This is a genomic window from Faecalibacterium sp. AF27-11BH, assembly GCF_003603005.1.
Lineage (GTDB): Bacteria > Bacillota > Clostridia > Oscillospirales > Ruminococcaceae > Faecalibacterium > Faecalibacterium taiwanense.
On the sequence record NZ_QVGS01000001.1, the window covers coordinates 242,993 to 269,250 of the forward strand.

The 26,258-nt window shown below is 57.7% G+C and carries 22 protein-coding genes and 1 tRNA gene; 16 read left to right on the forward strand and 7 right to left on the reverse strand.

Annotated features, from left to right (window positions below):
• The first annotated feature begins 195 nt into the window (after window positions 1-195).
• The 5 genes from DWY76_RS01155 to DWY76_RS01175 all read left to right on the forward strand — a co-directional run bounded on the left by DWY76_RS01155 (window position 196) and on the right by DWY76_RS01175 (window position 4,917).
• Window positions 196-1,503: a rhamnulokinase family protein gene (locus tag DWY76_RS01155; protein ID WP_120079408.1), complete on the forward strand. Its 1,308-nt coding sequence runs from the start codon at window positions 196-198 to the stop codon at window positions 1,501-1,503.
• Window positions 1,504-1,515: 12 nt separating this feature from the next.
• Window positions 1,516-2,934, forward strand: a complete 1,419-nt coding sequence (locus DWY76_RS01160) for an arabinose isomerase (RefSeq protein WP_120079410.1) — start codon at window positions 1,516-1,518, stop codon at window positions 2,932-2,934.
• 36 nt (window positions 2,935-2,970) lie between these two features.
• Entirely contained in the window at window positions 2,971-3,798 is an 828-nt protein-coding gene (gene rhaD / locus DWY76_RS01165) for a rhamnulose-1-phosphate aldolase (RefSeq protein ID WP_120079412.1), read from the forward strand.
• A gap of 10 nt (window positions 3,799-3,808) precedes the next feature.
• Window positions 3,809-4,126 (forward strand): L-rhamnose mutarotase, encoded by a 318-nt coding sequence (locus tag DWY76_RS01170; RefSeq protein WP_120079414.1) that lies wholly within the window; start codon window positions 3,809-3,811, stop codon window positions 4,124-4,126.
• A gap of 296 nt (window positions 4,127-4,422) precedes the next feature.
• Window positions 4,423-4,917 (forward strand): helix-turn-helix domain containing protein, encoded by a 495-nt coding sequence (locus DWY76_RS01175; protein ID WP_243111874.1) that lies wholly within the window; start codon window positions 4,423-4,425, stop codon window positions 4,915-4,917.
• Window positions 4,918-4,981: 64 nt separating this feature from the next.
• On the opposite strand, the gene DWY76_RS01180 is transcribed toward DWY76_RS01175, so the two are convergent.
• Both DWY76_RS01180 and DWY76_RS01185 read right to left on the reverse strand, forming a co-directional pair.
• Window positions 4,982-5,054: transfer RNA gene (locus tag DWY76_RS01180), tRNA-Ala, on the reverse strand.
• Window positions 5,055-5,453: 399 nt separating this feature from the next.
• Window positions 5,454-6,281 (reverse strand): RNA methyltransferase, encoded by an 828-nt coding sequence (locus DWY76_RS01185; protein WP_120079417.1) that lies wholly within the window; start codon window positions 6,279-6,281, stop codon window positions 5,454-5,456.
• Between the two features lie 186 nt (window positions 6,282-6,467).
• On the opposite strand from DWY76_RS01185, the gene DWY76_RS01190 reads away from it, so the two are divergent.
• Window positions 6,468-7,268, forward strand: a complete 801-nt coding sequence (locus DWY76_RS01190; protein WP_120079419.1) for a YoaK family protein — start codon at window positions 6,468-6,470, stop codon at window positions 7,266-7,268.
• A gap of 68 nt (window positions 7,269-7,336) precedes the next feature.
• On the opposite strand, the gene DWY76_RS01195 is transcribed toward DWY76_RS01190, so the two are convergent.
• On the reverse strand, window positions 7,337-10,639 hold the full coding sequence (locus DWY76_RS01195) for an ABC transporter ATP-binding protein/permease (protein WP_097781976.1): 3,303 nt from the start codon (window positions 10,637-10,639) through the stop codon (window positions 7,337-7,339).
• 217 nt (window positions 10,640-10,856) lie between these two features.
• On the opposite strand from DWY76_RS01195, the gene DWY76_RS13790 reads away from it, so the two are divergent.
• The 6 genes from DWY76_RS13790 (at window position 10,857) to DWY76_RS14475 (ending at window position 17,722) form a co-directional block, all read left to right on the forward strand.
• Entirely contained in the window at window positions 10,857-11,090 is a 234-nt protein-coding gene (locus tag DWY76_RS13790) for a hypothetical protein (protein ID WP_165852542.1), read from the forward strand.
• A gap of 68 nt (window positions 11,091-11,158) precedes the next feature.
• A complete protein-coding gene (locus DWY76_RS01200) occupies window positions 11,159-11,464 on the forward strand; it encodes a hypothetical protein (protein ID WP_101956483.1) in 306 nt (101 codons plus the stop codon).
• Window positions 11,454-12,191 carry a response regulator gene (locus DWY76_RS01205; protein WP_005939839.1) on the forward strand — a complete coding sequence of 246 codons (738 nt, stop codon included), beginning with the start codon at window positions 11,454-11,456 and terminating at the stop codon, window positions 12,189-12,191. Before DWY76_RS01200 ends, DWY76_RS01205 begins: the two co-directional genes overlap by 11 nt.
• Window positions 12,192-12,217: 26 nt before the next feature.
• Window positions 12,218-13,063, forward strand: a complete 846-nt coding sequence (locus DWY76_RS01210) for a HAMP domain-containing sensor histidine kinase (protein WP_097774765.1) — start codon at window positions 12,218-12,220, stop codon at window positions 13,061-13,063.
• Window positions 13,064-13,415: 352 nt separating this feature from the next.
• On the forward strand, window positions 13,416-16,355 hold the full coding sequence (locus DWY76_RS01215) for an acyl-CoA dehydratase activase (RefSeq protein ID WP_165852543.1): 2,940 nt from the start codon (window positions 13,416-13,418) through the stop codon (window positions 16,353-16,355).
• 50 nt (window positions 16,356-16,405) lie between these two features.
• A complete protein-coding gene (locus tag DWY76_RS14475) occupies window positions 16,406-17,722 on the forward strand; it encodes a 2-hydroxyacyl-CoA dehydratase (RefSeq protein WP_118528096.1) in 1,317 nt (438 codons plus the stop codon).
• Window positions 17,723-17,821: 99 nt separating this feature from the next.
• Here the strand turns inward: DWY76_RS14475 and DWY76_RS01225 are convergent, their stop codons facing one another.
• Both DWY76_RS01225 and DWY76_RS01230 read right to left on the reverse strand, forming a co-directional pair.
• Complete coding sequence (locus tag DWY76_RS01225) at window positions 17,822-19,054, reverse strand: 6-phosphofructokinase (protein WP_044953421.1); 1,233 nt, start codon at window positions 19,052-19,054, stop codon at window positions 17,822-17,824.
• An 83-nt stretch (window positions 19,055-19,137) separates the two neighbouring features.
• The gene (locus tag DWY76_RS01230; RefSeq protein ID WP_120079423.1) at window positions 19,138-20,361 is read right to left on the reverse strand and encodes a 6-phosphofructokinase; all 1,224 of its coding nucleotides are present in this window, start codon (window positions 20,359-20,361) and stop codon (window positions 19,138-19,140) included.
• Between the two features lie 345 nt (window positions 20,362-20,706).
• Here DWY76_RS01230 and DWY76_RS01235 point away from each other — a divergent pair, with 345 nt between their 5' ends.
• Window positions 20,707-21,714 carry a GDSL-type esterase/lipase family protein gene (locus tag DWY76_RS01235; protein WP_120079425.1) on the forward strand — a complete coding sequence of 336 codons (1,008 nt, stop codon included), beginning with the start codon at window positions 20,707-20,709 and terminating at the stop codon, window positions 21,712-21,714.
• 198 nt (window positions 21,715-21,912) lie between these two features.
• Here DWY76_RS01235 and DWY76_RS01240 read toward each other — a convergent pair whose 3' ends face one another.
• A complete protein-coding gene (locus tag DWY76_RS01240; RefSeq protein WP_097781971.1) occupies window positions 21,913-22,386 on the reverse strand; it encodes a methylated-DNA--[protein]-cysteine S-methyltransferase in 474 nt (157 codons plus the stop codon).
• Between the two features lie 87 nt (window positions 22,387-22,473).
• Between DWY76_RS01240 and DWY76_RS01245 the strand changes: the two genes are divergently transcribed.
• The 3 genes from DWY76_RS01245 to DWY76_RS01255 all read left to right on the forward strand — a co-directional run bounded on the left by DWY76_RS01245 (window position 22,474) and on the right by DWY76_RS01255 (window position 24,909).
• Window positions 22,474-23,199, forward strand: coding sequence for an NAD-dependent protein deacylase (locus tag DWY76_RS01245; RefSeq protein WP_097781970.1), 726 nt, complete (start codon window positions 22,474-22,476; stop codon window positions 23,197-23,199).
• Between the two features lie 87 nt (window positions 23,200-23,286).
• A complete protein-coding gene (locus DWY76_RS01250) occupies window positions 23,287-23,925 on the forward strand; it encodes a hypothetical protein (protein ID WP_120079427.1) in 639 nt (212 codons plus the stop codon).
• Between the two features lie 21 nt (window positions 23,926-23,946).
• Window positions 23,947-24,909, forward strand: a complete 963-nt coding sequence (locus DWY76_RS01255) for a D-2-hydroxyacid dehydrogenase (RefSeq protein WP_120079429.1) — start codon at window positions 23,947-23,949, stop codon at window positions 24,907-24,909.
• Window positions 24,910-24,946: 37 nt separating this feature from the next.
• On the opposite strand, the gene DWY76_RS01260 is transcribed toward DWY76_RS01255, so the two are convergent.
• Window positions 24,947-26,110: an aminotransferase class I/II-fold pyridoxal phosphate-dependent enzyme gene (locus DWY76_RS01260; protein WP_120079431.1), complete on the reverse strand. Its 1,164-nt coding sequence runs from the start codon at window positions 26,108-26,110 to the stop codon at window positions 24,947-24,949.
• Window positions 26,111-26,258: the final 148 nt, after the last annotated feature.

The window sequence follows — 26,258 nt, forward strand, 5'->3', positions numbered from 1 at the left end:
CTTCTTCATTACCTCATCATGCAAAAAGGCTGGAATGCTCCTTCCATACGGAGCGTTCCGGCTTTTTTGCTTATGTTGGACGATTTTCAAAATGGGAGAGTGGACTTTTCACAAAAAATGCGTCACCTTTGCCGATGGAATCACGGCGGAAGAACCCGTATACTTAGGTCAAAGAATCCACACAGGAGGCGCATTATGCAAAAGAACTATCTTGCTATCGACATTGGTGCATCCAGCGGGCGGCACATTGTCGGATGGATGGAGAACGGCGTTCTCTGCACCGAAGAAGTGTACCGGTTCCCGAACAGCGTCCAGCGGGTAGACGGTCATCTGGAATGGGACATCGACAGTCTGTTTACCAATGTGAAGCAGGGCATCCGGGAAGCCTTTGCAAGGCACCCGGAAATTGAGAGCCTTTCCATTGATACATGGGCGGTGGACTATGTGCTTTTAAAGAATGACAAGCCCCTCTACCCTGTCTACGCCTACCGGGACGACCGGACGCATGCAGCAATCCCCGAAGTCCACAGCATTCTGCCCTTTGCGCAGCTCTACCAGTGCACCGGCATCCAGTTCCAGCCCTTCAACAGCATTTATCAGCTGTATGCCGACAAAAAAGCCGGGCGGCTGGCGCAGGCCGAGGACTTTTTAATGATCCCGGAATACCTGCTGTGGAAGCTGTGCGGCGTAAAGGCGCGGGAGTACACCAACGCCACCTCCACCGGGCTCGTAAACGCCCAGACCGGGGAGTACGACCCGGAGATCTTGCAGGCGCTGGGCTTGCCGGAAACGATGTTCCCCAAGCTGACCGCACCCGGCACGGTTCTGGGTGCGCTGCTGCCCGACATTGCCGCCGAGGTGGGCGGGCAGACCAAGGTAGTGCTGTGCGCCACCCACGACACCGCCAGCGCGGTGGAGGGCATCCCCATGGAACAGGGGGATGCGCCGTTCCTTTCCTCCGGTACATGGAGTCTGCTGGGGGTCAAGCTGGCAAAGCCCATCACCAGCCCGGAGAGCCGCCGCGCCAACTTTACCAACGAGGGCGGCGTAGGGTACATCCGCTACCTGAAAAACATCATGGGTCTGTGGATCATCCAGTGTGTGCAAAAACAGCTGGGCATCTCCTTTGCCGAGATGGTGGAGCTGGCCAAGACCAGCACCTACACCCGCATTTTTGATGTGAATGCGGCCCGCTTCTCCGCCCCGCAGGATATGCGCGCAGAGATCAGAGCCGCCCTTGCCGAGACCGGCGAAGCCCCTGCCACGGATGCCGACCTTATCAACAGCATCTATCATTCGCTGGCGTACTGCTACGGCGAAGCCTATCGTGAGATGGAAGCTGTGACCGAGCAGCACTGGGATAAGCTGTACATCGCAGGCGGTGGCGCAAAGAACGCCACCCTGAACGAGCTGACCGCCCATTATACCGGAAAACAGGTGGTGGCGCTGCCCATCGAGGCAACCGCCATCGGCAATTTGAAGATCCAGATGAACATTCAATAAGGAGGATTTCCTATGCTCGTTGAAACCAAAGCCCGTGTTGGCGTGTTTGCCATTGCTCTGGGTGCGTATCTGCCCCAGTTCCCGACCCTTGTGCCCGAATTTGAGCAGCAGTACGCCGACTTTAAAAAGACCATCCCCAACACCGTGGAAATCGTGGACGGCGGCATCGTCACCACCAAGGAACTTTCTATGGCAGCGGGCGACAAGTTCCGCGCCGCAGATGTGGATCTGGTCATTTTGCAGCTGCTGACCTACGCCACCTCTTACAATATGCTGCCTGCCGTGCGCGACCTGAACGTACCCGTGGTACTGGTGAATGTCCAGAAGAAGAAAGCCCCGGACTACGCCAATACCGACACCCCCACCTGGCTGGGCGAACTGTACGCCTGCGGTGCCGTGGGCGAGATGGTGGCCGACTTGGAGCGCGCTGGCAAGCGTCACGCTGTCATCACCGGTGTTGTCGAGGGCGGCGACCCGCAGGTGCAGGCCGAGATCGAGGACTGGTGCCGTGCCGCACAGGTGCGCCGCCGCTTCCGCGACACCAATCTGGCGCAGATCGGCCGTCCGTACCCCGGCATGATGGACTTGTACATCGACGAAACCAACCTGTACAACCGGATGTTCCTCTACACCAAGCAGTTCGACTGGGAGAAGATGTGGGCCATCGCCGACAACATCACCGATGAAGCTGCCATCCGCACCAAGGCACAGGATATTCTGGACACCTTCGATATCGAGGGCGGCGGCACCATTGAAAAGGTCTGGGACATGGCGAAGTATGTCGTGGCCTTTGAACAGTGGGTCAAGGATGAGAAGATCGCGTTCATCGCATCCCACTACGATGGTTTTGCACAGGGCAAGGCCGGTGTGCTGGACAGCATGCTGATTCCGGCGTTCTCCATGCTCATCAAGCAGGGCGTGGCCTGCGCCGTGGAAGGCGATATCAAGGTTTCCATGGCCATGAGCATCCTCAAGACCATTGCAGGCTGCGGCCAGCTGAGCGAGATGTACTCCATCGACTTTGACGAGGATATCTGCATCATCGGCCACTCCGGTTCCGGCGATGCCGACATTTCCGAGAAGAAGCCCACCATGAAGATCGTGCCCGTGTTCCACGGCAAGACCGGCGGCGGCTACCTGACCCAGTTCTACCCCCACCTTGGCCCTGTGACCTATCTGGGCATCACGCAGGACAAGGACGGTCACTTCAAGTTCGTGGTGGCTGAGGGCGTCAACGAACCCGGCCCCATCTTCACCTTTGGCGACACCAATATGCGCACCCGCTTTACCTGCGGCGCACGGGAGTTCTGCAACCGCTGGAGCGAGGCTGGCCCCACCCACCACATGGCTGCGGCTACCGGCCGTCACATCGACACCATTCTGAAAGTAGCAAAAATCTTCGATGTTCCTGTGGACATCATTACGCGATAAAACAACTGAAACAAGCGAAAAAGAGAGGTATTTATCATGGGTATTCTGGATATTGAGATCGTAAAAGGCTTTATGCGGATGTGCAACGATGGCTGGCTGCAGGGCTGGCACGAGCGCAACGGCGGCAACCTGACCTACCGCATGAAGGAGGAGGAAGTGGCGCAGTGCCGTCCCTTCTTCAACGCACAGCCCCGGGAGTGGGTGAACATGGGGGTGCAGGCCGATAATCTGGCCGGGGAGTATTTCATCACCACCGGCTCGGGCAAGTTCTTCCGCAACGTAGAGCCGGACTCTGTTCACAGCATCGGCATTGTGGAGATCAACGACAAGGGCGACAGCTGGCGCATTGTCTGGGGCTTGGAGGGCGGCGCAAAGCCCACCAGTGAGTTCCCCAGCCACTTTATGAATCACAGTGTCCGCAAGGCCGCCACCAATGGCGCAAACCGTGTCATCTACCACTGCCACGCCACCAACGTGATTGCCCTGACCTACATCCTACCCCTGACCGACCGGGACTTCACCCGTGCGTTGTGGCAGAGCGCCACCGAGTGCCCGGTGGTGTTCCCGGAGGGCGTTGGCGTCTGCCCGTGGATGGTGCCCGGCGGTGCAGATATTGCCATGGCCACCAGTGAGCTGATGAAAACCTATCAGGCTGCCATCTGGGCACAGCACGGTCTGTTTGCCTCCGGCCCGGACTTTGACATCACCTTTGGCCTTGCCCACACCATTGAGAAGAGCGCCGAAATTTACGTCAAGGTGCTCTCCATGGGCGGCGGCATCATCCGGCAGACCATCACCGACGACGACCTGCGCGCCATTGCCCGCGACTTTGGCGTGACCCTGAACGAGAAGTTCCTCAACTAAGGAGCAGAACATGGAGCACATGGCATGGAAAGGCCGCATCAAGCCCGGTTGCAAGGCCGAATACCAGAAGCGTCACACAGAGATCTGGCCGGAAATGGTGCAAGTATTGAAAGATGCCGGCATCTGCAATTACAGCATCTTTTACTGCAACGATGAACTGTTTGGCTACTATGAGTGCGAAAAGGGCGTTGCCTACGCCGAGAAAATGCAGGCCGAAAGCCCGGTCGTTGACCGCTGGAACGAGTTCATGAAGGACATTTTGGAACTGGAAATGGACCCTGTGACCGGCGCACAGCCAAAGCTGGAGCAGGTGTTCCGGCTGAACTGAGCGGCAGCCTTTTATAAAAGAAACATGTCAAGAGCCATCCAACTGATATGCTACCCCTAGAGTAGACAGAGTAAAAACAAAACTCTGAATACTTTGGGGGTATTTTCATGTCAAGGAAGAATAAAAGCTATCCAGCAGAATTGAAATATCAGGCAGTAGCAGATTATCTGAGCGGTGCAGGTTCGCTTCGGGCTATCTGTAAAAAGTACAAAATCGGGAACAAAAAGCGACTTCAAGACTGGATAAAGTTGTATAATAGTCATAAGGAACTGAAATGTCACACAGGAGGCAGCCGTATGACCAAAGGAAGAGATACAACTTACGAGGAACGAATCGCGCCCGTTCATGAGTGCATTGAGAATGGCTACAACTACACCGGGATTGCGCAGAAACACAAAGTCGGTTATCAGCAGATCTACACATGGGTGCAGAAGTACAAAAAGGATGGAGAAGAGGGGTTGAAAGACCGGCGAGGACGGCACAAGAAAGATTACAAGCCGCAGACGAAAGAGGAACGGTTGAAGCTGGAAGTAGCAACTTTGAAGCGGCAGCTTTATCTGTCACAAATGGAGATCCTCAATGTTCCGCTGGAGGAGTTTGAAGAATTTAAGAGTCATTCGCTCTCGGTGCGTACTCCGAGTGGGCGGAAAACGGACCTTAAACAAGCACCCGTTAGGGGGCTGGGTACTCCGAATGGGGGAATCGTCGTTTTTGACAAAACTTCTGGTGAAGCTATGAACATTATGCCGAAAAGTTCGGCACACGTCACTTTGCGCTGTCAAGACGAATGATGCACGATTTTGCAAAGAACGGCAAAAAGAAACGCCGTATCGTTCAACACGATACGGCGTTTTATGGACTCGAAGGGAGTCGAACCCTCGACCTTTCGGATGCGAACCGAACGCTCTCCCAACTGAGCTACGAGCCCATATTTAAGCCCCCAAAAACCGCTTGGGGGCGCGTGGTATATAACTCCAGATTGTTTAAGGACCGCATGGGCTCCCAGCTGAGCTATAGGCCCATATTTAGGGGCGTGACGCGGTTGGGCGACCAACCGACATACTCCCCATTTGAATGCCCACAACTCTGTGGGGCACAAAAGCGATACGCTTGCACTCCCAGCTGAGCTATAGGCCCATATTTAGGGGCGTGACTCGGTTGGGCGACCAACCGACATACTCCCCATTTGAATGCCCACAACTCTGTGGGGCACAAAAGCGATACGCTTGCACTCCCAACTGAGCTATAGGCCCATGTGATGACCCTGTAAGTGTAACTCTGTTCGGGAAATTTGTCAAGTATTTTGGGCAGGGCCAGAAAGCATCGCTCAGCGGTTGCCTAGCTGCCAGAAAGCAACAGCGCTGGCAGCGGCAACGTTCAGGGAATCCACGCCGTGGGACATAGGGATTTTTACGGTGTAGTCACAGGCGGCAATGGTGCTGTGGGCAAGGCCGTCACCCTCTGTGCCCAGCACGATGGCGAGCTTCGGCTCGGCGGAAAGAGCGCTGTCGTCAATGCTTACGGAGCGGTCGCTCAGAGCCATGGCAGCAGTCTTGAAGCCAAGGCCGTGCAGTTGAGCAATTCCGTTTTCCGGCCAGTCGGCAGGGCAGGTGCCGATCTGCGCCCAGGGCACCTGAAACACGGTGCCCATGCTCACACGCACGGCACGGCGGCACAGCGGGTCGCAGCAGGAAGGAGTAACGAGCACGGCATCCATGTTCAGTGCAGCGGCGCTGCGGAAGATCGCTCCCACATTGGTGGAGTCCACAATGCCCTCCAGAACGGCCACCCGGCGGGCATTGCGGCAGACCTCTTCCACGCTGCGCGGCAGCGGGCGGCGGAAGGCGCACAGCACGCCGCGGGTCAGCTCGAAGCCGGTCAGGCTGGCAAGGGTCTCGCGGTCGGCTGTGTACACCGGGGCATCCCCGCAACGGGTCAGGAGATCGGCAGCCGGGCCGGTGATCTGTTTACGCTCCATGAGCAGGGAGAGCGGTGTGTATCCGGCATCCAGCGCGCGGGCAATCACCTTGGGGCTTTCGGCAATAAAGATGCCTTTTTCCGGTTCCAGACGATTGCGCAGCTGCGCCTGCGTCAGGCGGGCATAGACAGCCAGCTCCGGTGCGGAAAGGTCTGTGATCTCGACAATATTCGGCATAAGGAAGTTCTCCTTTGGAAAAGCTTTTTTCTTATTCTAACACAACCTGTGAGGGAATGCAAAGTGCGGGCCGTATTTTTGGCGCTGGCAGAGCGCAAGGATACACATGCCGGATATGTAAAACTGATATGGACCAAGCTGTAAAAATATATTATAATAGGGTACGAAAAGAGGTGAAAAGGTAATATGAAAACAAAACATCATGGGCAGATGTCAGAGTCCTTCCTGACGGCGGTGTTCCTTTCGCTTTCGGGCGGGCTGCAGGATGCCTATACGTATCTGTTCCGCGGTAAGGTGTTTGCAAATGCACAGACCGGCAACATCGTGCTGCTGAGTTCCAACATCATGGATGGTCAGTGGGATCGGGTGCTGCACTATCTGGTTCCTCTGTGTGCTTTTGCGCTGGGCGTACTGGTGGCAGAAAAGATGCGGGAGAGCTTTTGCAACATGCAGCGGCTTCACTGGCGGCAGCTGGTGGTGCTGGGCGAAGTGCTTCTGCTGTTCATTGTAGGTTTTTTACCGCAGGAGCAGAATCTGCTGGCAAACGCCATCGTTTCCTTCTCCTGCGCAATGCAGGTGCAGGCGTTCCGCAAGGTGAACGGCTATGCATTTGCCAGCACCATGTGCATTGGTGACCTGCGCAGCGGTGTGGAAGCATTCTGCATCTGGAGCAAGACCCATGAACCGAAAGTTAAGGATCGGATGATGCGTTATTTTGGCATCATTCTGTTGTTCGCGGTGGGTGCCGGTATTGGAAGCATGGGCGCAGCGCGGCTGGCAGGAAAGACCATCTGGATCTCCTGCGGGCTGCTGCTGGTAAGCTTTGCGCTCATGTTCATTCGGGAAGAAATCGAAGAAAACCCTGCGATCGAAAAGGATCTGGCTGAGATCCGGCAGGAGACACGGGAGATCGACCGGACTCTCAAGCAGGAACTGAAGGAAGAGCGCGAGGAACTGCATGAGGAATTACACGAGAAATTGAGATAAAGCACCGGACATCAAAAAAGGAGCCGCTGCGTGATGCAGCGACTCCTTTTGCTTGTCGAGAAAGGAAATTACTCAGAACGCAGGGCGGTGACGGGGTTGCACTTGGCTGCGCTGCGGGCGGGAATCAGACCGCCAAGGATCGTGAGCAGGGTAGCCAGAACGATCAGGACCAGTGCAGCCTTGGGCGGCAGCACAGCGGTGACGCTGGTGGTTCCTGCAATGGAGTGGATGAGCATGTTGCCGGGGATCAGCAGCAGCAGGCACAGGCCCACGCCGATCACGCCGGAGCACATTCCGATAATGAAGGTTTCGGCATTGAACACCTCGGAGACATTGTGCTTGGATGCACCGATGGCACGCAGAATACCGATCTCCTTGCGGCGTTCCAGCACGCTGATATAGGTGATGACACCGATCATGATGGAAGAAACCGCCAGCGAGATGGCAACAAAGGCCACCAGCACATTGCTGACCATATCCACGATCTTGGTCACGGCGCTCATCAGGGTGCCGACCGTATCCGAGAATACGATCACCTTGTCCTCTTCGCCCTGCGCACGCATGGCGGCGTTGTAGGCGTTCAGGCTGTCCACGATACGGTTCTTGGCCTCAAAGCTCTTGGGGTAGATCCAGATGCTGCCGGGCTTGGCATAATCCGAATAGCCCAGTGCACCAAGAACACTGCTGTAGGAGGTGGTGCTGGACTGCAGGTTCATCTTGACCAGATCCACAAGGTCGTCGGTGCTCATGTTCACCTGCACGGCACTCTGGAACACAGTGGGGTCGATCTTCAGGGCATCTTCCACCTGACTGCTGAGCTGAGCGATGTTGTTCTGGATGGCGGACTGGATCTGCTGGCTGAACTGAGTGGTCAGCTGGGTCATCAGCTGCTGCATCACGGTGCTCATCTGGGTCTGAATGGCAGCGGTGAGTTTGGTCTGCAGAGCTTCGCCCAGCTTCTGGCTCAGCTGTTCCGAGTAGCTTTGCAGATAGTTCGTCATGATGCCCTGCAGGTTCTGCTGCAGCGAAGCGGTGAACTGCTCCTGCAGGCCGGTGGTGTCCAGCAGGTCGCCCATGGATTCGGACAGAAGCTGCTTGAACTGGTCGCTCTCCATATAGGAAGAGAAACCAATCTTATCCAGATTCAAGATGCCGTTGCCGATGATATAGCGCTTATAGCCATTCATGATCTTCTTCATCAGGCTCTGCAGCGCATCCTCCGAGACGGACAGGTCCATATCGGCAAACAACTGGCTCAGATCCAGCGCGTCCATGTCCGGAAGCTCCACATCGCTCATGTCGATGTCGCTCAGGTCCAGATCGCTCAGATCCAGCTGGAATGCGGACGGATCAAGGATGGAGGAAAAGTCAAAGCTGCCATCCTGCAGATCAAATGCACCGCTCAGGTCGAACTGCAGCTTGCTTGCATCGAACTGGAAGGCATCCTTCAGCATATCGGTATCCACCGAGAACAGGGAAGAAATGTCAAGATCGGGTTCGCGCTGGTCGGCATCAAAGCGCTCGCCGGTCAGCACGTTCACTTCCGGGTCGGCAAGCTGCTGCTTTACCACTTCACTTTCGGCTGCATGGTCGATGGCGTAGTAGGTGAGTGCATGGGTATAGGCAACGCCTATGGGCAGAATGGTGGAGCTGGCATCTGCGCGGGGCTGCACCACGCCCACGATGGTCAGATCCGGACTGTTTTCCACAAGCTGCTCCACATACGCTTCATCGTCGGAGCGGTTGCGCCAGATCTGGCGTTCTTCGTCATAAACGTAATAGTCCGAGCTGGTAACGATCTTATATTTCAGGCCCACAAAGGTATCGTAGGGGTAGGTGCCGTAGCCGGTGGGAGCCTGTGTGTTCTTGTTTTTTGCGTACTCCTGCAGAAAACGCATCATCACGCTGTCGTCCTCAATGCCCAGAATATAAAGAGCGTAATCGCTGATGCTGCCATCCGAATTCAGCACAAGAACGGCCTCGTTGTAGCTTTCCGGCCAGCGGCCTGCCTTGACATCGTACTGATCTTCGTACAGCGAAGGCTCTTCGGCCATCTCGGTAAACACGCTCTGGTTGGTCATGGAAGAGACGATGCCGGCGGCAGAGGTGGTGTTGTTCAGCGCAGAAAGGCTGCTGTCCGGGAAGATCTGGCGCACGGTGCCGTCCTTGTTCTGGCGGTAGATCAGCGGTGCGATGCCGTAGGAATACTCGATGGAAGCAGCATCCTCCGAGATGGTGCACTCGTCGCTGTCCAGATATTTTTTCAGGGAGGCAAGGTCATTGACGGAGGAATTATCCTCGGTCAGCTGGCTCAGCAGTTCACGCACCGTGACCATGCCCTCCGGGGTGGAAGAAGCGCTGGTGGCGCCCACATTGGTGTTGTTGGCAACGGCGTTGGTGTAGCTTCCCGGGTCCAGCAGGGCGGCAAGGTCTACGCCGGTGGTCGAGATCTGCAGCGGATATTCCGAAAGGGTGGAACGTTCCATCTCCTGGATATAATTGCTCACACCGGCCGAGAGCGAAAGAATGAGCGCAATGCCGATGATGCCGATGGAACCCGCAAATGCGGTGAGCAGGGTGCGGGTCTTTTTGGTGAGCAGATTGTTGAAGCTCAGCGCGAGAGCGGTGAGCGGCGACATGGAAGAATGGCCCAGATTTTTGTGCACCGGCGGCACCTGAGCGGAATCATCCGGCGCAAACGGTGCGGTGTCCGATTGGATCACGCCGTCCCGCAGGCGGACGATGCGGGTAGCATACTGCTCTGCAAGCTCCGGGTTATGGGTGACCATGACCACAAGGCGGTCTTTGGCCACCTCCTTCAGCAGCTCCATCACCTGAATGCTGGTGTCGCTGTCCAGTGCGCCGGTCGGCTCGTCGGCCAGCAGGATGTCGGGGTTGTTGACCAGTGCGCGGGCAATGGCCACACGCTGCATCTGGCCGCCGGACATTTCGCTGGGGTGCTTGTGCAGCTGGTCGCCCAGACCTACCTGCTCCAGCGCCTTGGTGGCCCGGCTGCGGCGCTCGGCACCGGAAATGCCAGAGATGGTCAGCGCCAGCTCCACATTGGAAAGCACTGTCTGGTGCGGGATGAGGTTATAGCTCTGGAACACAAAGCCAATGGTGTGGTTGCGGTAAGAGTCCCAGTCGCGGTCGGTATATTTTTTGGTGGAGATGCCGTTGATGATCAGATCACCGCTGTCGTAGCGGTCCAGACCGCCAATGACGTTCAGCAAGGTGGTCTTACCGGAACCGCTGGGGCCGAGAATGGCGACGAATTCGTTGTCCCGCAGGTTCAGGCTGACATCATCCAGTGCTTTCTGCACCAGATCGCCGGTTTTGTATTCTTTCTTGATGTGGTTGAGTTGGAGCATGTGTGAGCCTTTCCGGCGCATCCTCGCAGGAACGCTGCCGCTGTACATTATAATAAACTGCCCGGATACAGGACCCGCAGCAAGGCGTTATACACTTCTATTTTACCGAAACAATATGAAAAAACTGTGTATATTTCAACGTAAATTTTGACCGGACCGGTATTTTTGGCTTTTAAAGCAGAAAAACAGGAAAATAAAGGAAAAATTGACGTGGAGGTTGAATTTGCGTCGCCGTCGTGCTATTTTAATAGCGGAAGATCCTGATAAAACAGAAAAGCATCGTGAAAGCAGAATTATACTGCCAATACGACGCAAAAAATCTGCGATGAACCGTAAGCACAAAATAAAATGCGTCGCAGAACAGAAAAACACGACAAAAAAACGCAACGAATGTGATTTTGACATTTTTAGACGCTTTTTCGGGATTGAACCAGCCCTCTCTGCTCTTTAAAATAAGATAAGAAAAACAAGGAATGCCTTGAAAACGTCGCAGGACCTTGTAGCAAGGGAGGAAAAATTATGGAACGTACATTTTCACCTATGATCCGTCAGTTTTCGGCAATCGACGGGTTGCAGAAAGCATATACGCTGGTATACTCAATGGATACAGGCAACGAAAACGGCTGCTGCCTGACGCTTTGCCGTACCGGGAACCGGCAGTACATGCAAAGCTGCTACATTGCAGCTGCACCAGAGTTCTGCTACCGGATCCTGCGCTATCTGTGTGAGAATGGCGTCCAGCCGGAGATCTGGCAGGATGTGGTAGAAGAACTGACCGATACAGAACAGCTCAGGCAGAAAGGCGGCGCGTTGCGTGGAGAGTGAGCACACAGCAAAAACGCTGCAGATCGCCCTTGGAAGCTACGACCGCAAGGAGCTGCGGGTGGAAAAGAACTACCTGCAGGAGCAAAGCCCTGCGTTGGAGTGCACCTGCTTCCAGAACGGCGGCCGTCTGCTGGAACAGCTGCGTCAGGGCCGTCAGTTTGATGTTGTGATCCTCTGCAGCCAGCTGGAAGATATGAGCGGGCTGGAGTTTTTAATGAATATCCGCAGCATGGATCCCAAACCGAATGTTGTTCTGTTTGATGAGGGCAGGCGGCAGAATACGAGTGCCATTTGTCTGGAATCGGGCGATGGATTCTGCTATGTGGGCCATGCCGAACTGAAGAACCTGCTGTGGGAGCTGTACCGCCTGCCGGGACGGCAGAGCCAGCGCATGGAACGCAAGTGTCAGGAACTGTATGAGGGCTGGGGCATCCAGCTGCCGGACGTGAACTGCAACTATCTTTCCTGTGCGGTGGGCGTGGTGTACGGCACCAGCCAGAAGCTGGCCATCCGCAAGGAGATCCTGCAGGCGGTGAGCGAGCAGTACGATGTGTCGGTCTCTGCTGTGGACAGCGGCATCCGGCGTATGATCGACCAGCTGGAAGCAAAGCCCTCGGCCAAGTGGCTGCGCTTCAAGGACGAAAGCGGATTTGCGGACGAGAAACCTACCACTGGTAAACTGATCTACACTGTCAAGAATTATCTTCAGCGTCAGAAGGACGACTGAGCATAAAACACAGGAGGCGCAAGGGTATGGAGCAGATGCGGCAGAACGAGGCGGGTGCACTGACCGCGCAGGCGATCCCGCAGAAGGATGTGGAACAGGCATGCTTCCATGCACTGGGCCTGATCGGACGCAATTGCGAATATCTGGACCAGCACCTTGCGCATGTGGGTGCCGACCAGCAGACCCGGCAGGCGGTGAACGATATCAGCGCTGCGTCGGCAAGGCTGGACCGCACTGTGAACGAAGTGATGTCGCTGCTGGATTTTCTGCGCACCGAGGAAGACCCGCGGCTCTATCCGCTGGACCTGTGCCAGCTGCTGCAGCAGGTCGCCGCACAGGCCGATATGGTGCAGGCGCAGCTTGGGGTGGAACTGACGCTGGACTATGGCGGCTGGACAGCCTGCCGGGTCATGGCGGACCGCAATGATGCAGAACTGCTGTGCCTGCATCTGCTTTCGAATGCCTTGCGGGCCTGCAGTGCGGGCGGCAAAGTGCGGCTGATGCTGCGCCGCAGCGAAAGCTTCTGGCAGCTGACGGTGATGGATAATGGCTGCGGCCTGCCGGAAGCAGGCGAGGATGCATGGCTGGAGAACCGGCGCTGCTTTCTGGGCGGCGCAAAGCTGGGCCTGCTGCTCTGCCGCGAGTGCTGCCGCCGTATGGGCTGGGGCCTGCGGGTGGAGCGCGCACCGGAAAAGGGCACACAGGCAGTGGTGACCATTCCGCTGTGCACCGACCGCATAACGGAGCCGACGGTAGAGCTGCATACGGGCGGCGATACGGCACAGGCACAGCAGCATCAGTACCAGCTGCGCAATATGCTGGTGCGGGAGCTGCGTACCATGCCGGAGCGCGGCGACCCGGACGAGCTGTGATGCATGCTGCATGATTGCATTATAATAATGAATAAGGACTGCTGCGGGGGAGATGCTCCTGTGCGGCAGTCCTTTTTTGTTGGCAAAGGTTAAAAAACTTTGCCGAGACACCGGTGCAGCCGCATAAAAAGCGACAAGTTCACAAAATGTTTAACTTTTTGAGCGGAAAATACTATTTTTTCTGTGTAAAATAAGGGACGCTGATTGATTGTGCCGCAAAATTGGATTATAATACATTTGTATGCGAATTGACAAAATGATTCGTTAACAAACTAATTTTTGGCAAAGAAATTGATCTTGCCGTCCACCGGGGGCTTTGCCTCCGGCATTTGTCCTTAGGAGGAAAAACAACGTGAGAGTAGGTCTTGACATCGGCAGTACCACCATCAAGTGTGTGGTGCTGGATGAACATGATGCGCTGCTGTATTCTACATACGAACGGCATTACAGCCATATTCTGGAAAAGGCGCAGGAGCTGCTGCGCCGCATCGATGCCGAGCAGTTGCACGGTCAGAAGGCGTTGCTGAGCATTTCCGGTTCGGCGGGCATGGGTTTGGCCGACAGCTGCGGCGTGCCCTTTGTGCAGGAGGTGTTTTCCACCCGCGTAGCGGTCAAGCGCTTTGTGCCTGCCACCGACTGCGTGATCGAGCTGGGCGGTGAGGATGCCAAGATCCTGTTTCTGACCAACGGTACCGAGGTGCGCATGAACGGCAGCTGTGCCGGCGGCACCGGTGCCTTCATCGACCAGATGGCCACCCTGCTGAAAATGGGTGCCGACGAGATGAACAAGGCAGCAGAGAACGCACAGCGCACCTACACCATTGCGTCCCGCTGCGGCGTGTTTGCCAAGAGCGACGTGCAGCCCCTGATCAATCAGGGTGCCCGCACCGAGGACATTGCTGCCAGCATTTATAAGGCTGTGGTCAACCAGACCATTGCAGGCCTTGCACAGGGCCGTCCCATCAAGGGCAATATCCTGTATCTGGGCGGCCCGCTCACCTTCAGCAGCGTGCTGCGCAAGAGCTTTGACGAAGCGCTGAACGTGACCGGCACCTGCCCGGAGAACAGCCTGCTGTATGTGGCACTGGGCGCTGCCCTCTATGCCGACAAGGCTTTCGTTCTGTCCGAGGTGGCCGATGCGCTGGACCAGTATGCTGCCACTGCCACCTACGCCAGCGAGCCGCCGCTGTTCGCCAGCAAGGAGGAGTATGAGGCCTTCCATGCCCGCCACATGTCCCACAGTGTGCCGCGTGTGCCGTTCAGCGCGCAGTGCGGCCCGGTGCATATCGGCATCGACTCCGGCTCCACCACCGTCAAGCTGGTGGTGGTGGACGAGAAGAGCCAGATCCTTTACACCAACTATCAGCCGAACCTCGGCAACCCGCTGCCCCTCATCCGGGAGCAGCTGCTCAAAATTTACAAGGAGCACCCGGGCCTGCAGGTGGCCAGCGTGACCACCACCGGCTACGGCGAAGAGCTGGTGAAGAACGCCTTCCGCTGCGATTACGGTCTGGTGGAAACGGTGGCGCACCTTACCGCTGCAAAATACTTTATGCCGGATGTGGATTTCATCATCGACATCGGCGGTCAGGACATGAAGTGCTTCAAGATCGAAGATGGTGCCATCAGCAACATCTTCCTGAACGAAGCATGTTCCTCCGGCTGTGGCAGCTTTTTGCAGACCTTTGCACAGGCACTGGGCTATGACGTGAAGAAATTTGCAAGCCTTGGCCTGTTTGCAGACCGCCCGGTGGATCTGGGCAGCCGCTGCACCGTGTTCATGAACAGCTCGGTCAAGCAGGCCCAGAAGGACGGCGCCAGCATCGAGAACATCTCGGCTGGTCTGTCCATCAGCGTGGTCAAGAACGCACTGTACAAGGTCATCCGCGCTTCCAGCCCGGAAGAGCTGGGCCGCAAGATCGTGGTGCAGGGCGGTACCTTCTATAATGAAGCCGTGCTGCGCGCCTTTGAAAAGGAGATGGGCGTGGAGGTCATCCGCCCGGACATTGCCGGCTTGATGGGCGCTTACGGTGCGGCTCTGTTCGGCCTGCGCCAGAGCCAGAAGGCCCACAAGACTGCTTCTGCCATGATGAACGAGCAGGAGCTGGAAGCCTTTGCACAGAAGGTGGTCAGCGTCAAGTGCGGCGGCTGCGGCAACCACTGCCAGCTTACCGTCAACACCTTTGCGGATGGCCGCAAGTACATCTCCGGCAACCGCTGCGATAAGCCCGTGACCGGCAAGAGCGCCGACGACAGCCTGAACCTCTACGCCTACAAGCAGCAGCTGCTGGCCGAGTATAAGCCGGTGCCCGGCAGCCGCGGCTCCATCGGCATCCCGCTGTGTCTGGGCTTCTACGAGCTGCTGCCCTTCTGGTGGGCCTTCTGGACAAAGCTTGGCTTTGCCGTGCACACCAGCCCGGTGTCCAGCCGCGGCCTGTACCTCGCTGGTCAGGCTACTATCCCCAGCGATACCGCCTGCTTCCCGGCAAAGCTGAGCCACGGCCACATCAAGGCCCTGAGCCAGATGCAGCTGGACGCTATTTTCTACCCCTGCCTGACCTACAATGTGGACGAGGGACTGGGCGACAACCACTATAACTGCCCGGTGGTGGCCTACTACCCCGAGGTTCTGGCAGGCAACTGCCCGGAGCTGGAGGGCACCAAGTTCATCTATGACTATGTGGGCATCCACCGCCCTAAGGACTTTGTGCACAAGATGGCAAAGAACATCCTGCCCAAGTACTTCGGCGGCATCTCTGAAAAAGAGGTGCAGGCCGCAGCAGATGCCGCCTATGCGGAATACGAGTCCCACATGGCAAAGATCCGCGTGAAGGGCAGCGAGATCATCGATGAAGCCCGCCGTCAGGGCAAGCGCATCATCGTGCTGGCAGGCCGCCCCTACCATGTGGACCCCGAGGTGAACCACGGCATCGACCGCCTCATCACCCGCCACGGTGCTGCCGTTGTTACCGAGGACAGCATTTCCAACCGGGTGCAGAAGTTCCCTACCAGCGTACTGAACCAGTGGACCTACCACAGCCGCCTGTATGCCGCCGCCAAGTACTGCACCACCCAGAAGGATATGGATCTGGTGCAGCTGGTGTCCTTCGGCTGTGGCGTGGATGCCATCACCACCGACGAGACCCGCGAGATCCTGCAGGAGGGCGGCAAGCTCTACACCCAGCTCAAGATCGACGAGATCACCAATCTGGGTGCCGTGAACATCCGTCTGCGCAGCCTGTTTGCCGCTCTGGATGAGCGGGACGAGGTAGCTGCAGAAAAGGCAGAATAAAATAGAGATAGAGCAAAAAGCTTTTTAAGAAAGCAACATAGGAGGAACCTATGGAATACAATTATCCCAAATTTACTCCGGAGATGAAGAAGACCCACACCATCCTCATCCCCAACATGGCCATTACCCAGTTCCGCCTGCTGGAGTACGCTCTGCGTTACGACGGCTACAAGTGCGAAATTCTGGGCAACTGCGGCAGTGCCGTGGCACAGCTGGGCCTGAAATACGTCCACAACGACACCTGCTACCCGGCTCTGCTGGTCATCGGTCAGTTCCTGGACGCGCTGAACAGCGGCAAGTACGATCTGGAGCATACTGCGCTGCTCATCACTCAGACCGGCGGTGGCTGCCGTGCGTCCAACTACATTCATCTGCTGCGCAAGGCACTGGTCAAGGCGGGCTATCCGCAGATTCCGGTGGCCAGCCTGAACTTCTCGGGTCTGGAAAAGGACAGCGGCTTCCAGATGACCCTGCCGCTGGCCCGCCGTGCGCTGGCCTGCATCTTCTACGGCGATATGCTGTGCGCTTTGCGCAATCAGGTGGCACCTTACGAGAACGAGAAGGGGGCTGCCGATAAGATGGTAGACCTGTGGGTGGAACGCTTGGGCCGCGTGCTGCTGGCGGGCAAGGGCTACACCTCCAAGGAGATGAAGCACACCTTCCCCCTCATCGCAAAGGACTTTGCTGCCATCCCCGTTACCCGGGTGCCCAAGGTCAAGGTGGGCGTGGTTGGCGAAATTTACGTCAAGTACAGCCCGCTGGGCAACAACGACCTGCAGAAGTTCCTTGAAAGTCAGGACTGCGAGGTGAACTTCCCGGGCCTGATGGGCTTTGTGCAGTACTGTGCCTTCAACATGGGCGAGGACCACGTCCTGTACGGCGGCAAGCTGGCGGTGAAGATCGGCATTGACCAGTTCCTGAACTGGCTGGACAGCATCGAGCGCGCCATGCTCAAGGCTGAGGCCGACGCAGGCTTCTACGCCCCCGGTCCCTTCAAGGAGCTGGTGGAAAAGCCCAAGGGCATCATTTCGCTGGGTGCCAAGATGGGCGAGGGCTGGCTGCTGACTGCCGAGATGATCGAGCTGGTGCAGGGCGGCTACGGCAACATCGTGTGTGCCCAGCCCTTCGGCTGCCTGCCCAACCACATCGTGGGCAAGGGCATGGTGAACAAGATCCGCGCCCTGTACCCCAGTGCCAACATCACCCCCATCGATTACGACCCCAGCGCCACCAAGGTCAATCAGGAGAACCGCATCAAGCTGATGCTGGCAGTGGCCAAAGAGCGCCTGAATGCCCCGGTGGAGGCAAAGCCTCTGACGGCAGAGGAGATCGCAGGCGGCGCGCCCAAAGTCGGCGCAGCGGTCTGATGTTCTAAAGCGGAAAATACCGAAATGCAAAAAGCCCGTCCGGGCGTAAAACTCGGACGGGCTTTCATTATGCCTTGAGAAAAATCAATGCAGGAGAGATCACTTCTGATTCTTCATGTAGATGTGGTGGGGCAGACCGGCAATGTACAGCGGGGTCAGCTCGGCCTGGATCAGCGGGCGGGCATAAGCCAGGAACTCATCGGTCATCTGGGTGTGGTTGGCGTTCATCCAGCTCAGCGGCACCTTCTTTTCGAGATTTGCAACCTCGCTGATGGGGTGCAGCTCGGTGGTGCACTGGTACGGGCTGTTGGAGATGCGCTTCAGGGCCACCATCTGGCCGGTAACGCCCTCAAAGGCCGCCTTGGCGGCAGCACCGCCCACCTGATAGGCTTCGGTGATGTCGGTGCGGCTGGTCAGATGGCCTGCGCAGCGCTGCAGGGTGGAAAGCTCGATGCAGCGGGTCTTGGTGTCCAGATTGCGGGCCACCACATTTGCCAGATACCGTGCGGTACCGGTCAGGGCCTTGTGGCCAAAGGCGTCCACTGCGTGCACATCGTCGGCCAGCTCACAGACGTAGCGGCCATCTTCCAGCTTCACGCCTTCGGAAACGGCGATCACGATGCTGGGCTTCTTCTCCTGCATCACGCGCACCTTTTCAATAAAGTGTTCCACATTGAAGGGCACTTCGGGCAGGCAGATCATGTCCACACCCTCGCAGTCGTCACTCTTTGCCAGAGCGGCGGCAGCGGTCAGCCAGCCGGCGTTGCGGCCCATAATCTCCACCACGGTGACGTACTTGGTGCCGTACACGGTGGCATCGCGGATGATCTCCTTCATCACCACGCCAATGTACTTGGCAGCAGAGCCGTAGCCGGGGGTGTGGTCGGTGACCATCAGGTCGTTGTCGATGGTCTTGGGCACGCCCATAAAGCGGATGTCGCTCTGGATGCGCTCGCCGTACTCAGCCAGCTTGCCGATGGTGTCCATGGAGTCGTTGCCGCCGATGTAGAAGAAGTAGCCGATGTTCAGCTTTTCCAGAATGGCGAACAGCTTTTTGTAGACGGTCTCGTCCTCATGCCAGTCCGGCAGCTTGTAGCGGCAGCTGCCGAGGAAGCTGGACGGGGTGCGCTTGAGCAGCTCGATGTCCAGATCGTCCGTCAGCACGGTGGAAAGATCCACCACCCGCTCCTCCAGCAGACCGGCAACGCCATTGCACATGCCGTAGACGATCTCTGCGCCGCGGCTCTTGCAGCTCTCAAAGACACCCGCAAGGCTTGCATTGATGACGGAAGTAGGACCGCCAGACTGACCAACGATTGCATTTTTTCCCATGATGATTTCTCCTTTTTTGTTTTTCTGTTTCGGCAATATAATATTACGTGCAGGATGCACGAAAACAGACGCGGGAAAAGGGGTTACAGGCGGATATGGCGCGGGGTGCCGTTGACGTAAACGGGGGTCACCTCGTCCAGGATCAGCGGACGGGCATACTCCTCAAAGGCAGCAGTCACCTGCATCCCATCGGGGCTGATCCAGTCCAGCGGCACCTTCTTTTCAAGGTTTGCCACCTGCTGCACATCCACCGACTCGGTGATGCACTGGTAGGGATAAGCGGAAATGCGCTTGAGCGCGATCATGCGACCGGTCTCGCCCGCAAAGGCGGCTGCGGCTGCGGCACCGCCCACAGCGTAGGCTTCGTTCACATCCGTGCGGCTGGCCAGATGGCTGGCGCAGCGCTGCAGGGTGGAAAACTCGATGGCACGGCTCTTGCAGTTCAGCTTGTCGTGGATGAGGTCGGAGAGATAACGGCTGGTGCCGCTGAGCACGGCCTTGTGGCCAAAGGCATCCAGCTGGCCTGCGGTGGACACCAGATCGCACAGATAGGTGCCGTCGGCGGTCTTTACGCCCTCGCTGGCCGCAATGATCACATTGGACTTGCGGCGCTGCAGCTCGTCCACCTTGGCAAGGAACTTGTCCTGATCGAAGGGCACCTCCGGCAGCAGGATCAGATCCGGGCCTTCGCAGTCGTCGCCGCCCGCAAGGCAGGCCGCACCGGCAAGCCAGCCCGCATGTCGGCCCATGATCTCGGCCACGGTCACGCTGCGGATGTCATACACGGAGGAATCCCGGATGACTTCCTTTAAAATAGTGGCAATGTACTTGGCGGCAGAGCCGTAGCCGGGGGTGTGGTCGGTCAGGCACAGGTCGTTGTCGATGGTTTTGGGCACACCGATGAACCGCACGCTGCTGCCCACGCGCTCACCGTAGCGGGAAAGCTTTGCGATGGTGTCCATGGAGTCGTTACCGCCAATGTAGAACACCGCGCAGATGTCGTACTTGTCAAACAGGGTGAACAGTTTGATGAAGGGTGCGGAGTCCACATCCGGGTCCGGCAGCTTGTAACGGCAGCTGCCAAGGTAGCTGGAAGGCGTGCGCTTGAGCAGTTCAATGCTCATGCGGTCGTCCAGCAGGACGTTCAGCTCCAGCATTTCTTCCTTGAGCAGACCTTCGATGCCGTATTTCATGCCGTACACCTTGTCTGCACCCAGGCTGCAGGCGGCTTTGTACACGCCTGCCAGACTGGAGTTGATCACGGCGGTAGGGCCGCCGCTCTGACCAATGATCACATTCTTGGCCATGAGTACCTCCTTTTGCAAATTTCATTCTTATCATTTGTACATCGCTGCAGGTTCCGGCTTCCGCGCCGCCAGAGTGGGGTTTGGTCTAAAGGCCCTGCACTGCCCGCAGACCGTGCGGCAAACAAACCGGATGCTGCAAGTGATACAAAAAAGTCTGTGGCATGTGCACACCCTTTTTGTAAAATGTGCAAAATTACCACATCCTTATTGTACCTGTTTTGCCTGTTGTATGCAAGACCTAATTGGTTGCACAGGCAAAAAAATTATGATAAAATAAAAAACGCACAGCCCCGGGCGGATAAAACCCCCTTCTGTGCGGGAAAAATGGAGAAAGCTGGAAAAACCATGGGCATTTCACACGAGTATCATTCTGCGCCGCGCCGGGCACGGCGCGGTACAGTCAGCGGCAAGCTGCGCTTTCTGGGCGCAGTGGTCGCCATTTTGCTGGTATCCTATGCCATCACGGCCATTCTGGAAAAGGGCGCAGAGGGCGCGGACGATACCCCGTCCACCAACGCCAGCGGCATTGCCGAGAACATTCTGGCACCGCTGCCCATGCAGGGCGAAGCGGATAGCAGCAGTGCTGCACAGGATGGCAGCACCGGTGGGCAGGCCGTCACACTGGAGAACTTTGGCCCTGCAAAGCAGAGTGCTGGAGCCTACACCGTCAAAGCCTATGATGCCAGCGTCATCCGCCAGCCCAGCTGCGGGCAGGTGGACTTGAGCTACTTTGCGGACGCAGCCTTTCTGGGCGACAGTCTGACCGTGGGCTTCTCGGATTACCAGATCAATCTGGACGGGGCACTCATCTGCGGCTATACAGGCGTTGGCCCGGATGCCATTGTGAACCGCAGCGCAGTCAAAAGCCCCACCCGCGGGCAGGAGGTAGCGCTGGATGTGCTGGCCGCTGCCCGGCCCAAGAAGCTGTATATCCTGCTGGGCACTAACACCCTCACCACGCTGGGCGCTTCGGACCGCTTCCTTGCCTACTATGGCCAGATGCTGGATCTGCTGCGCGAGGCTTTGGGCGAGGACTGCGTGATCTACGTGCAGTCTATCCCGCCGGTGCGACCCTCGGCAGCTGCTGAAAAGCCCGGCCTTGCATCGGATGTGCTGCGCGGTGTGAACGAGCAGCTGGCTCAGCTGGCCGCCAGCAAGGGATGCGTTTACCTTGACCTGTGGGAGACCCTTGCCGACGGCGAGGGCAACCTGAAGGAGATGCTTGCAGCGCCGGATGGCGTGCATCTCTCTGCCGGCAACGGCTACGGCGCATGGGTCACCTACCTGCGAAACCACGCCAAGTACAGCGCGGATAATTCCTGGACGATGGGCAGCATTTACAGTGCACAGTAAAACGGAGTGAAAAATAAAGAGCCGTTGCACAAAATGGATGTGCAATGGCTCTTTTGTGTATGATGCAGTTTCCCACAGCGACCCTACGGTGAAAAAGTGTTTCAGAAAAGCCCGCAGGCTTTTCTGAAACACAAATATAAAATAAATTTTCCGCTGAAAATGCCCAGAGCGAACGCGGAGGGCATTCCGATCATAAAATTACTCCTGCTGTTCCAACTCCAGCAAATATTGCTTCATCTCCACGCCATAGGCGTAGCCGGTGAGCTTGCCGGTGCTGCCCACCACCCGGTGGCAGGGCTGAAGGATGGCGATGGGGTTGCAGTGGCAGGCACCGCCCACGGCACGGCTGGCCTTGGGCTTGCCAACAGCGGCGGCCAGTTGGCCGTAGGTGCGGGTCTCACCGTAGGGGATCTTATTCATCTCGGCCCAGACGGCCTTCTGGAAGGGGGTGCCCTTTGGGGCCAGCGGCAGATCGAATTCCCTGCGCGCCCCGGCAAAATATTCGTTCAGCTGCTCCTCGGCTTCCTGTAAAAGCGGTGTCTCGCACACCTTGCGGGGCAGCGGTTCCAGTTCCGGTACGCCGTCCGGGCAGAGGGTCAGCCCGCAGATAGCATCGTTTTCCTCTTCCAGCCGGAAGGTTCCCAGAATGCTGTTCACATACCAGACGTTCAAAAGTTGCGCTTCCTTTCCTGTGAGTTTGTGTTATACTGAAACTATCTTAACACAAATGTACATCCGGCGAAAGGGGCGTTTTTTGTTATGGTACAGGCATTGGAAGAGATCATTGCCAAAAGCAGCAGCATCGTGTTCTTTGGCGGGGCGGGCGTTTCCACCGAGAGCGGTATCCCGGACTTCCGCAGTGTGGACGGACTTTATCATCAGAAGTACGCCTACCCGCCGGAAACGATCCTGAGCCATACCTTCTGGGAGGAGAACCCGGAGGAGTTTTACCGTTTTTACCGCGATAAGCTCATCGTGAAGGGGGCAAAGCCCAACGCGGCCCACCTGCGGCTGGCAAAGCTGGAACGGGAGGGCAGGCTGAAAGCGGTCGTCACCCAGAACATCGACGGCCTGCATCAGGCGGCGGGCAGCCGCACGGTGTACGAGCTGCATGGCAGCACCCTGCGCAACTACTGCACCCGCTGCGGTAAGTTCTACGATGTGGATTTCATTGCCAACAGCACCGGCGTGCCCCGCTGCATCGAGTGCGGCGGCATCGTCAAGCCGGATGTGGTGCTGTATGAAGAAGGGCTGGACGAGGAGGTGCTGTCCGGCGCGGTGAACGCCATCCGCCATGCGGATACCCTGATCATCGGCGGCACAAGCCTTGTGGTGTACCCGGCGGCAGGACTGATCCGGTACTTCCGGGGCGACCATCTGGTGGTCATCAATATGCAGCCCACCGGGGCAGATGCGGAAGCCGACCTGTGCATTGCAAAGCCCATTGGTCAGGTGCTGAGCGAGGATGTAACGCTGGATCTGTAAAACAAAAAGAGCGGCCCTGTTTCGCGCCGATTCTCGCCCCCGGTCCGGTATGCTGGATGCATACTGAAAAAGAATGGGGGAAACCAAATGATCCAGGTTTGTGAGCCGCCGCGCACGCGGCAGGTAAGGCGGCTTTCGGCGGAGGAATTCTGCCGGCTGGCGCAGAGCGAAGTGAGCAGTGTGTACCGTCCGCGCAGCGAGGTGATGCGGATGCTGACGGTAGGCGAGGTGTGGGGCGTGTACAGTACACGCGGTGTGCCGGGAGCCGGGTGCATCCTGCTGCCCATGGATGCCGATGTGGCAGCGGCGGCTGCGCTGCGCCGCTTTCTGGGCTGGAACCGCACGTCAGGCGGATATTTTTTGACCCCGGCAGCCGGGCCGGACGGCCATGCCGCCGAGACCCTTGCACCGCTGCTGGCTGCGGCTGCTGCCCGGCAGGAGTTTCTTGCCCGGCAGCGGGCACGGTGGGCCGTGGTGGAATGTGCGGCAGAAGAGCTGATCCCGCTGTATCTGCGTCAGGGGTTTGCTTTGCGGGCTATCCGCCCGCTGGACAGTCTGGCACCGTGTTTTCTGCTGCAGGCCGGGTGCCTTGCGCAGAATGTGCCGCCGGTATGGCTCCCGCTGGCCGACCGGGTGCACATTGCCATCCTGCTGGCTCGAGGCTATGCCGCGCTGGAAAGCCGCGAAAGCCCGCAGGGCACGGTGCTGGCACTGTATCCCGTATGATGTGAAAGTGAGGAAGTTGAAATGAAAGCAGTTGTTCTGGAAGATTATGCCATACAGCAGGGAGATCTGGACTGGTCGGGTGTGAAGGCGCTTGTGCCGGACATCACCCGCTATGGGCGCACCGCGCAGGAAGAGGTGGTGCCGCGCATCGGGGATGCGGAGATCGTGTTCCTGAATAAGTGCCGCATCGACGAAGCCGTTCTGGCCCAGTGCCCGAAGCTCAGGTGGGTGGGCATCATTGCCACCGGCACGGATAACCTTGATCTGAAGGCCTGCCGCCGCCATGGCGTGCCGGTAGCCAACGTGCCGGGCTATTCTACTTACAGTGTGGCACAGATGACCTTCAGCCTGCTGCTGGCCATCTGCCAGTGCGCCGACCGTTACCATCGCCTTGTGCAGGACGGCCATTGGCGCACCGAGGAGCCTGCGGCCTACGGTCTGCTGCCGCAGGTGGAACTGCTGGGCAAGACCTTTGGCATCTATGGCTACGGCAGCATTGGCCGACAGACCGCCCGCATTGCCAAGGCCTTTGGCGTGGAGGTGTTGGTGTGCACCCGCACCGTTCGGCCGGAGTACGAAGCCGACGGTGTGGAGTTCGTGGATCTTGACACCCTGCTTGCCCACAGCGATGTGCTCAGCCTGCACTGCCCGGCAACACCTGCAACACGGGGGCTGATCAACGCGGCCACCCTTGCCAAGGCAAAGCCCGGCATGATCTTGCTGAACACCGCCCGCGGTGCGCTGGTGGACGAGCAGGCCGTGGCCGATGCGCTGAAAAACGGGAAGCTTGGCTTTTACGGTGCCGATGCCTTTGGCACTGAACCGCTGCCGCAGGCAAGCCCTTTGCGCGGCCTGCCGAATGCCCTGCTGACACCGCACATCGCGTGGGCCACCAACGAAGCCCTGCAGCGGCTGATGGATATTACTGCCAACAACCTGCGCACATGGCTGGATGGCGCGGGAGAGAATATTGTGAACGCATAAAAATAACGGGAACGCCGCATGGACGTTCCCGTTTTTTTTAGTTCAGGATACCGCTTGCCTTGATGGACTGCACCGCCTCGGCAATGCGCTCCGGCGGCAGGGTGAGGGCAAAGCGCACGTAGCCTTCGCCCAGCGGGCCAAAGCTGGAACCCGGCGTGCACAGCACACCGCTCTTTTCCACAAGGTCAAGACAGAAGTCCATGCTCTTTGCGTACTTTGCCGGGATGGGTGCCCACACGAACATGCTGCCGTGACTGTCCGGCACATTCCAGCCAATGGAACGCAGGCCGCCGCACAGAGCGTCGCGGCGCTGCTGGTACAGGCCGCACTGCGTTTTTACCATGTCCAGCGGGCCGGTCAGGGCGGCGATGGCCGCTTTCTGCACCGGCAGGAACATGCCGAAATCGATCTGGCCGCGCAGTTTCTTGAAGGCAGCTACCACGTCCCTCCGGCCTACAAGAAAGCTGATGCGGGCACCGGTGACGTTGAAGCTTTTGGAAAGGCTGAAGAACTCCACGCCCACATCCATGGCACCCGGCGTATTGAAGAAGCTGTTGCCCACGGCCCCGTCAAAGATAATGTCGCTGTAGGCGTTGTCGTGGATGATGAGAATGTCATACTTTTTGGCAAAGGCCACCAGTTCGGCGTACAGCTCCGGGGAGCCGACGCTGCCCACCGGGTTTGCGGGCAGGGAGACGATCATATACTTTGCCTTGCGGGCCACATCCTCCGGGATGTCCTTCACATAAGGCAGGAAGCCGTGCTCCTTGGTCAGCGGGTAATACCACGGCTTTGCGCCGCCCAGCAGACTGCCCGCGATGAACACCGGGTAGCAGGGAGTGGGCAGCAGCACGGTGTCGCCCTCGTCGCACAGCACCATACCAATGTGGCCCACGCCCTCCTGACTGCCCGCACAGCTGGCCACCTGATCCGGCGCGATCTCTACGCCGAAGCGGCGCTTGTAGTAGCCGCACACGGCATCCAGCAGCTCAGGCAGGTCGCGCAGGCTGTACTTCCAGTTCTGCGGGTCGGCAGCGGCATCCATCATGGCCTTGCGGATGTGCTCGGCGGGCGCAAAGTCCGGCGTGCCGACGCTCAGATTATAAATGGTGCGGCCCTGAGCTTCCAGAGCTACCTTGCGTTCGTTCAGTGCGGCGAAGATCTCGTCGCCGAACAAGTCCAGTCGTTTGGAAAATTCCATGATACAATACCCCTCAAATCCTCTTGTTTTCAACATGAACCATTTTAATAATAGAGCTATTTTAGCACGTTTTTCTAAACCGCGCAACGAAAAGGGCAGATGCGGGAGAAAGTTTCAACTTTCGGTGATGGGAAGCGAAGGATGTTTC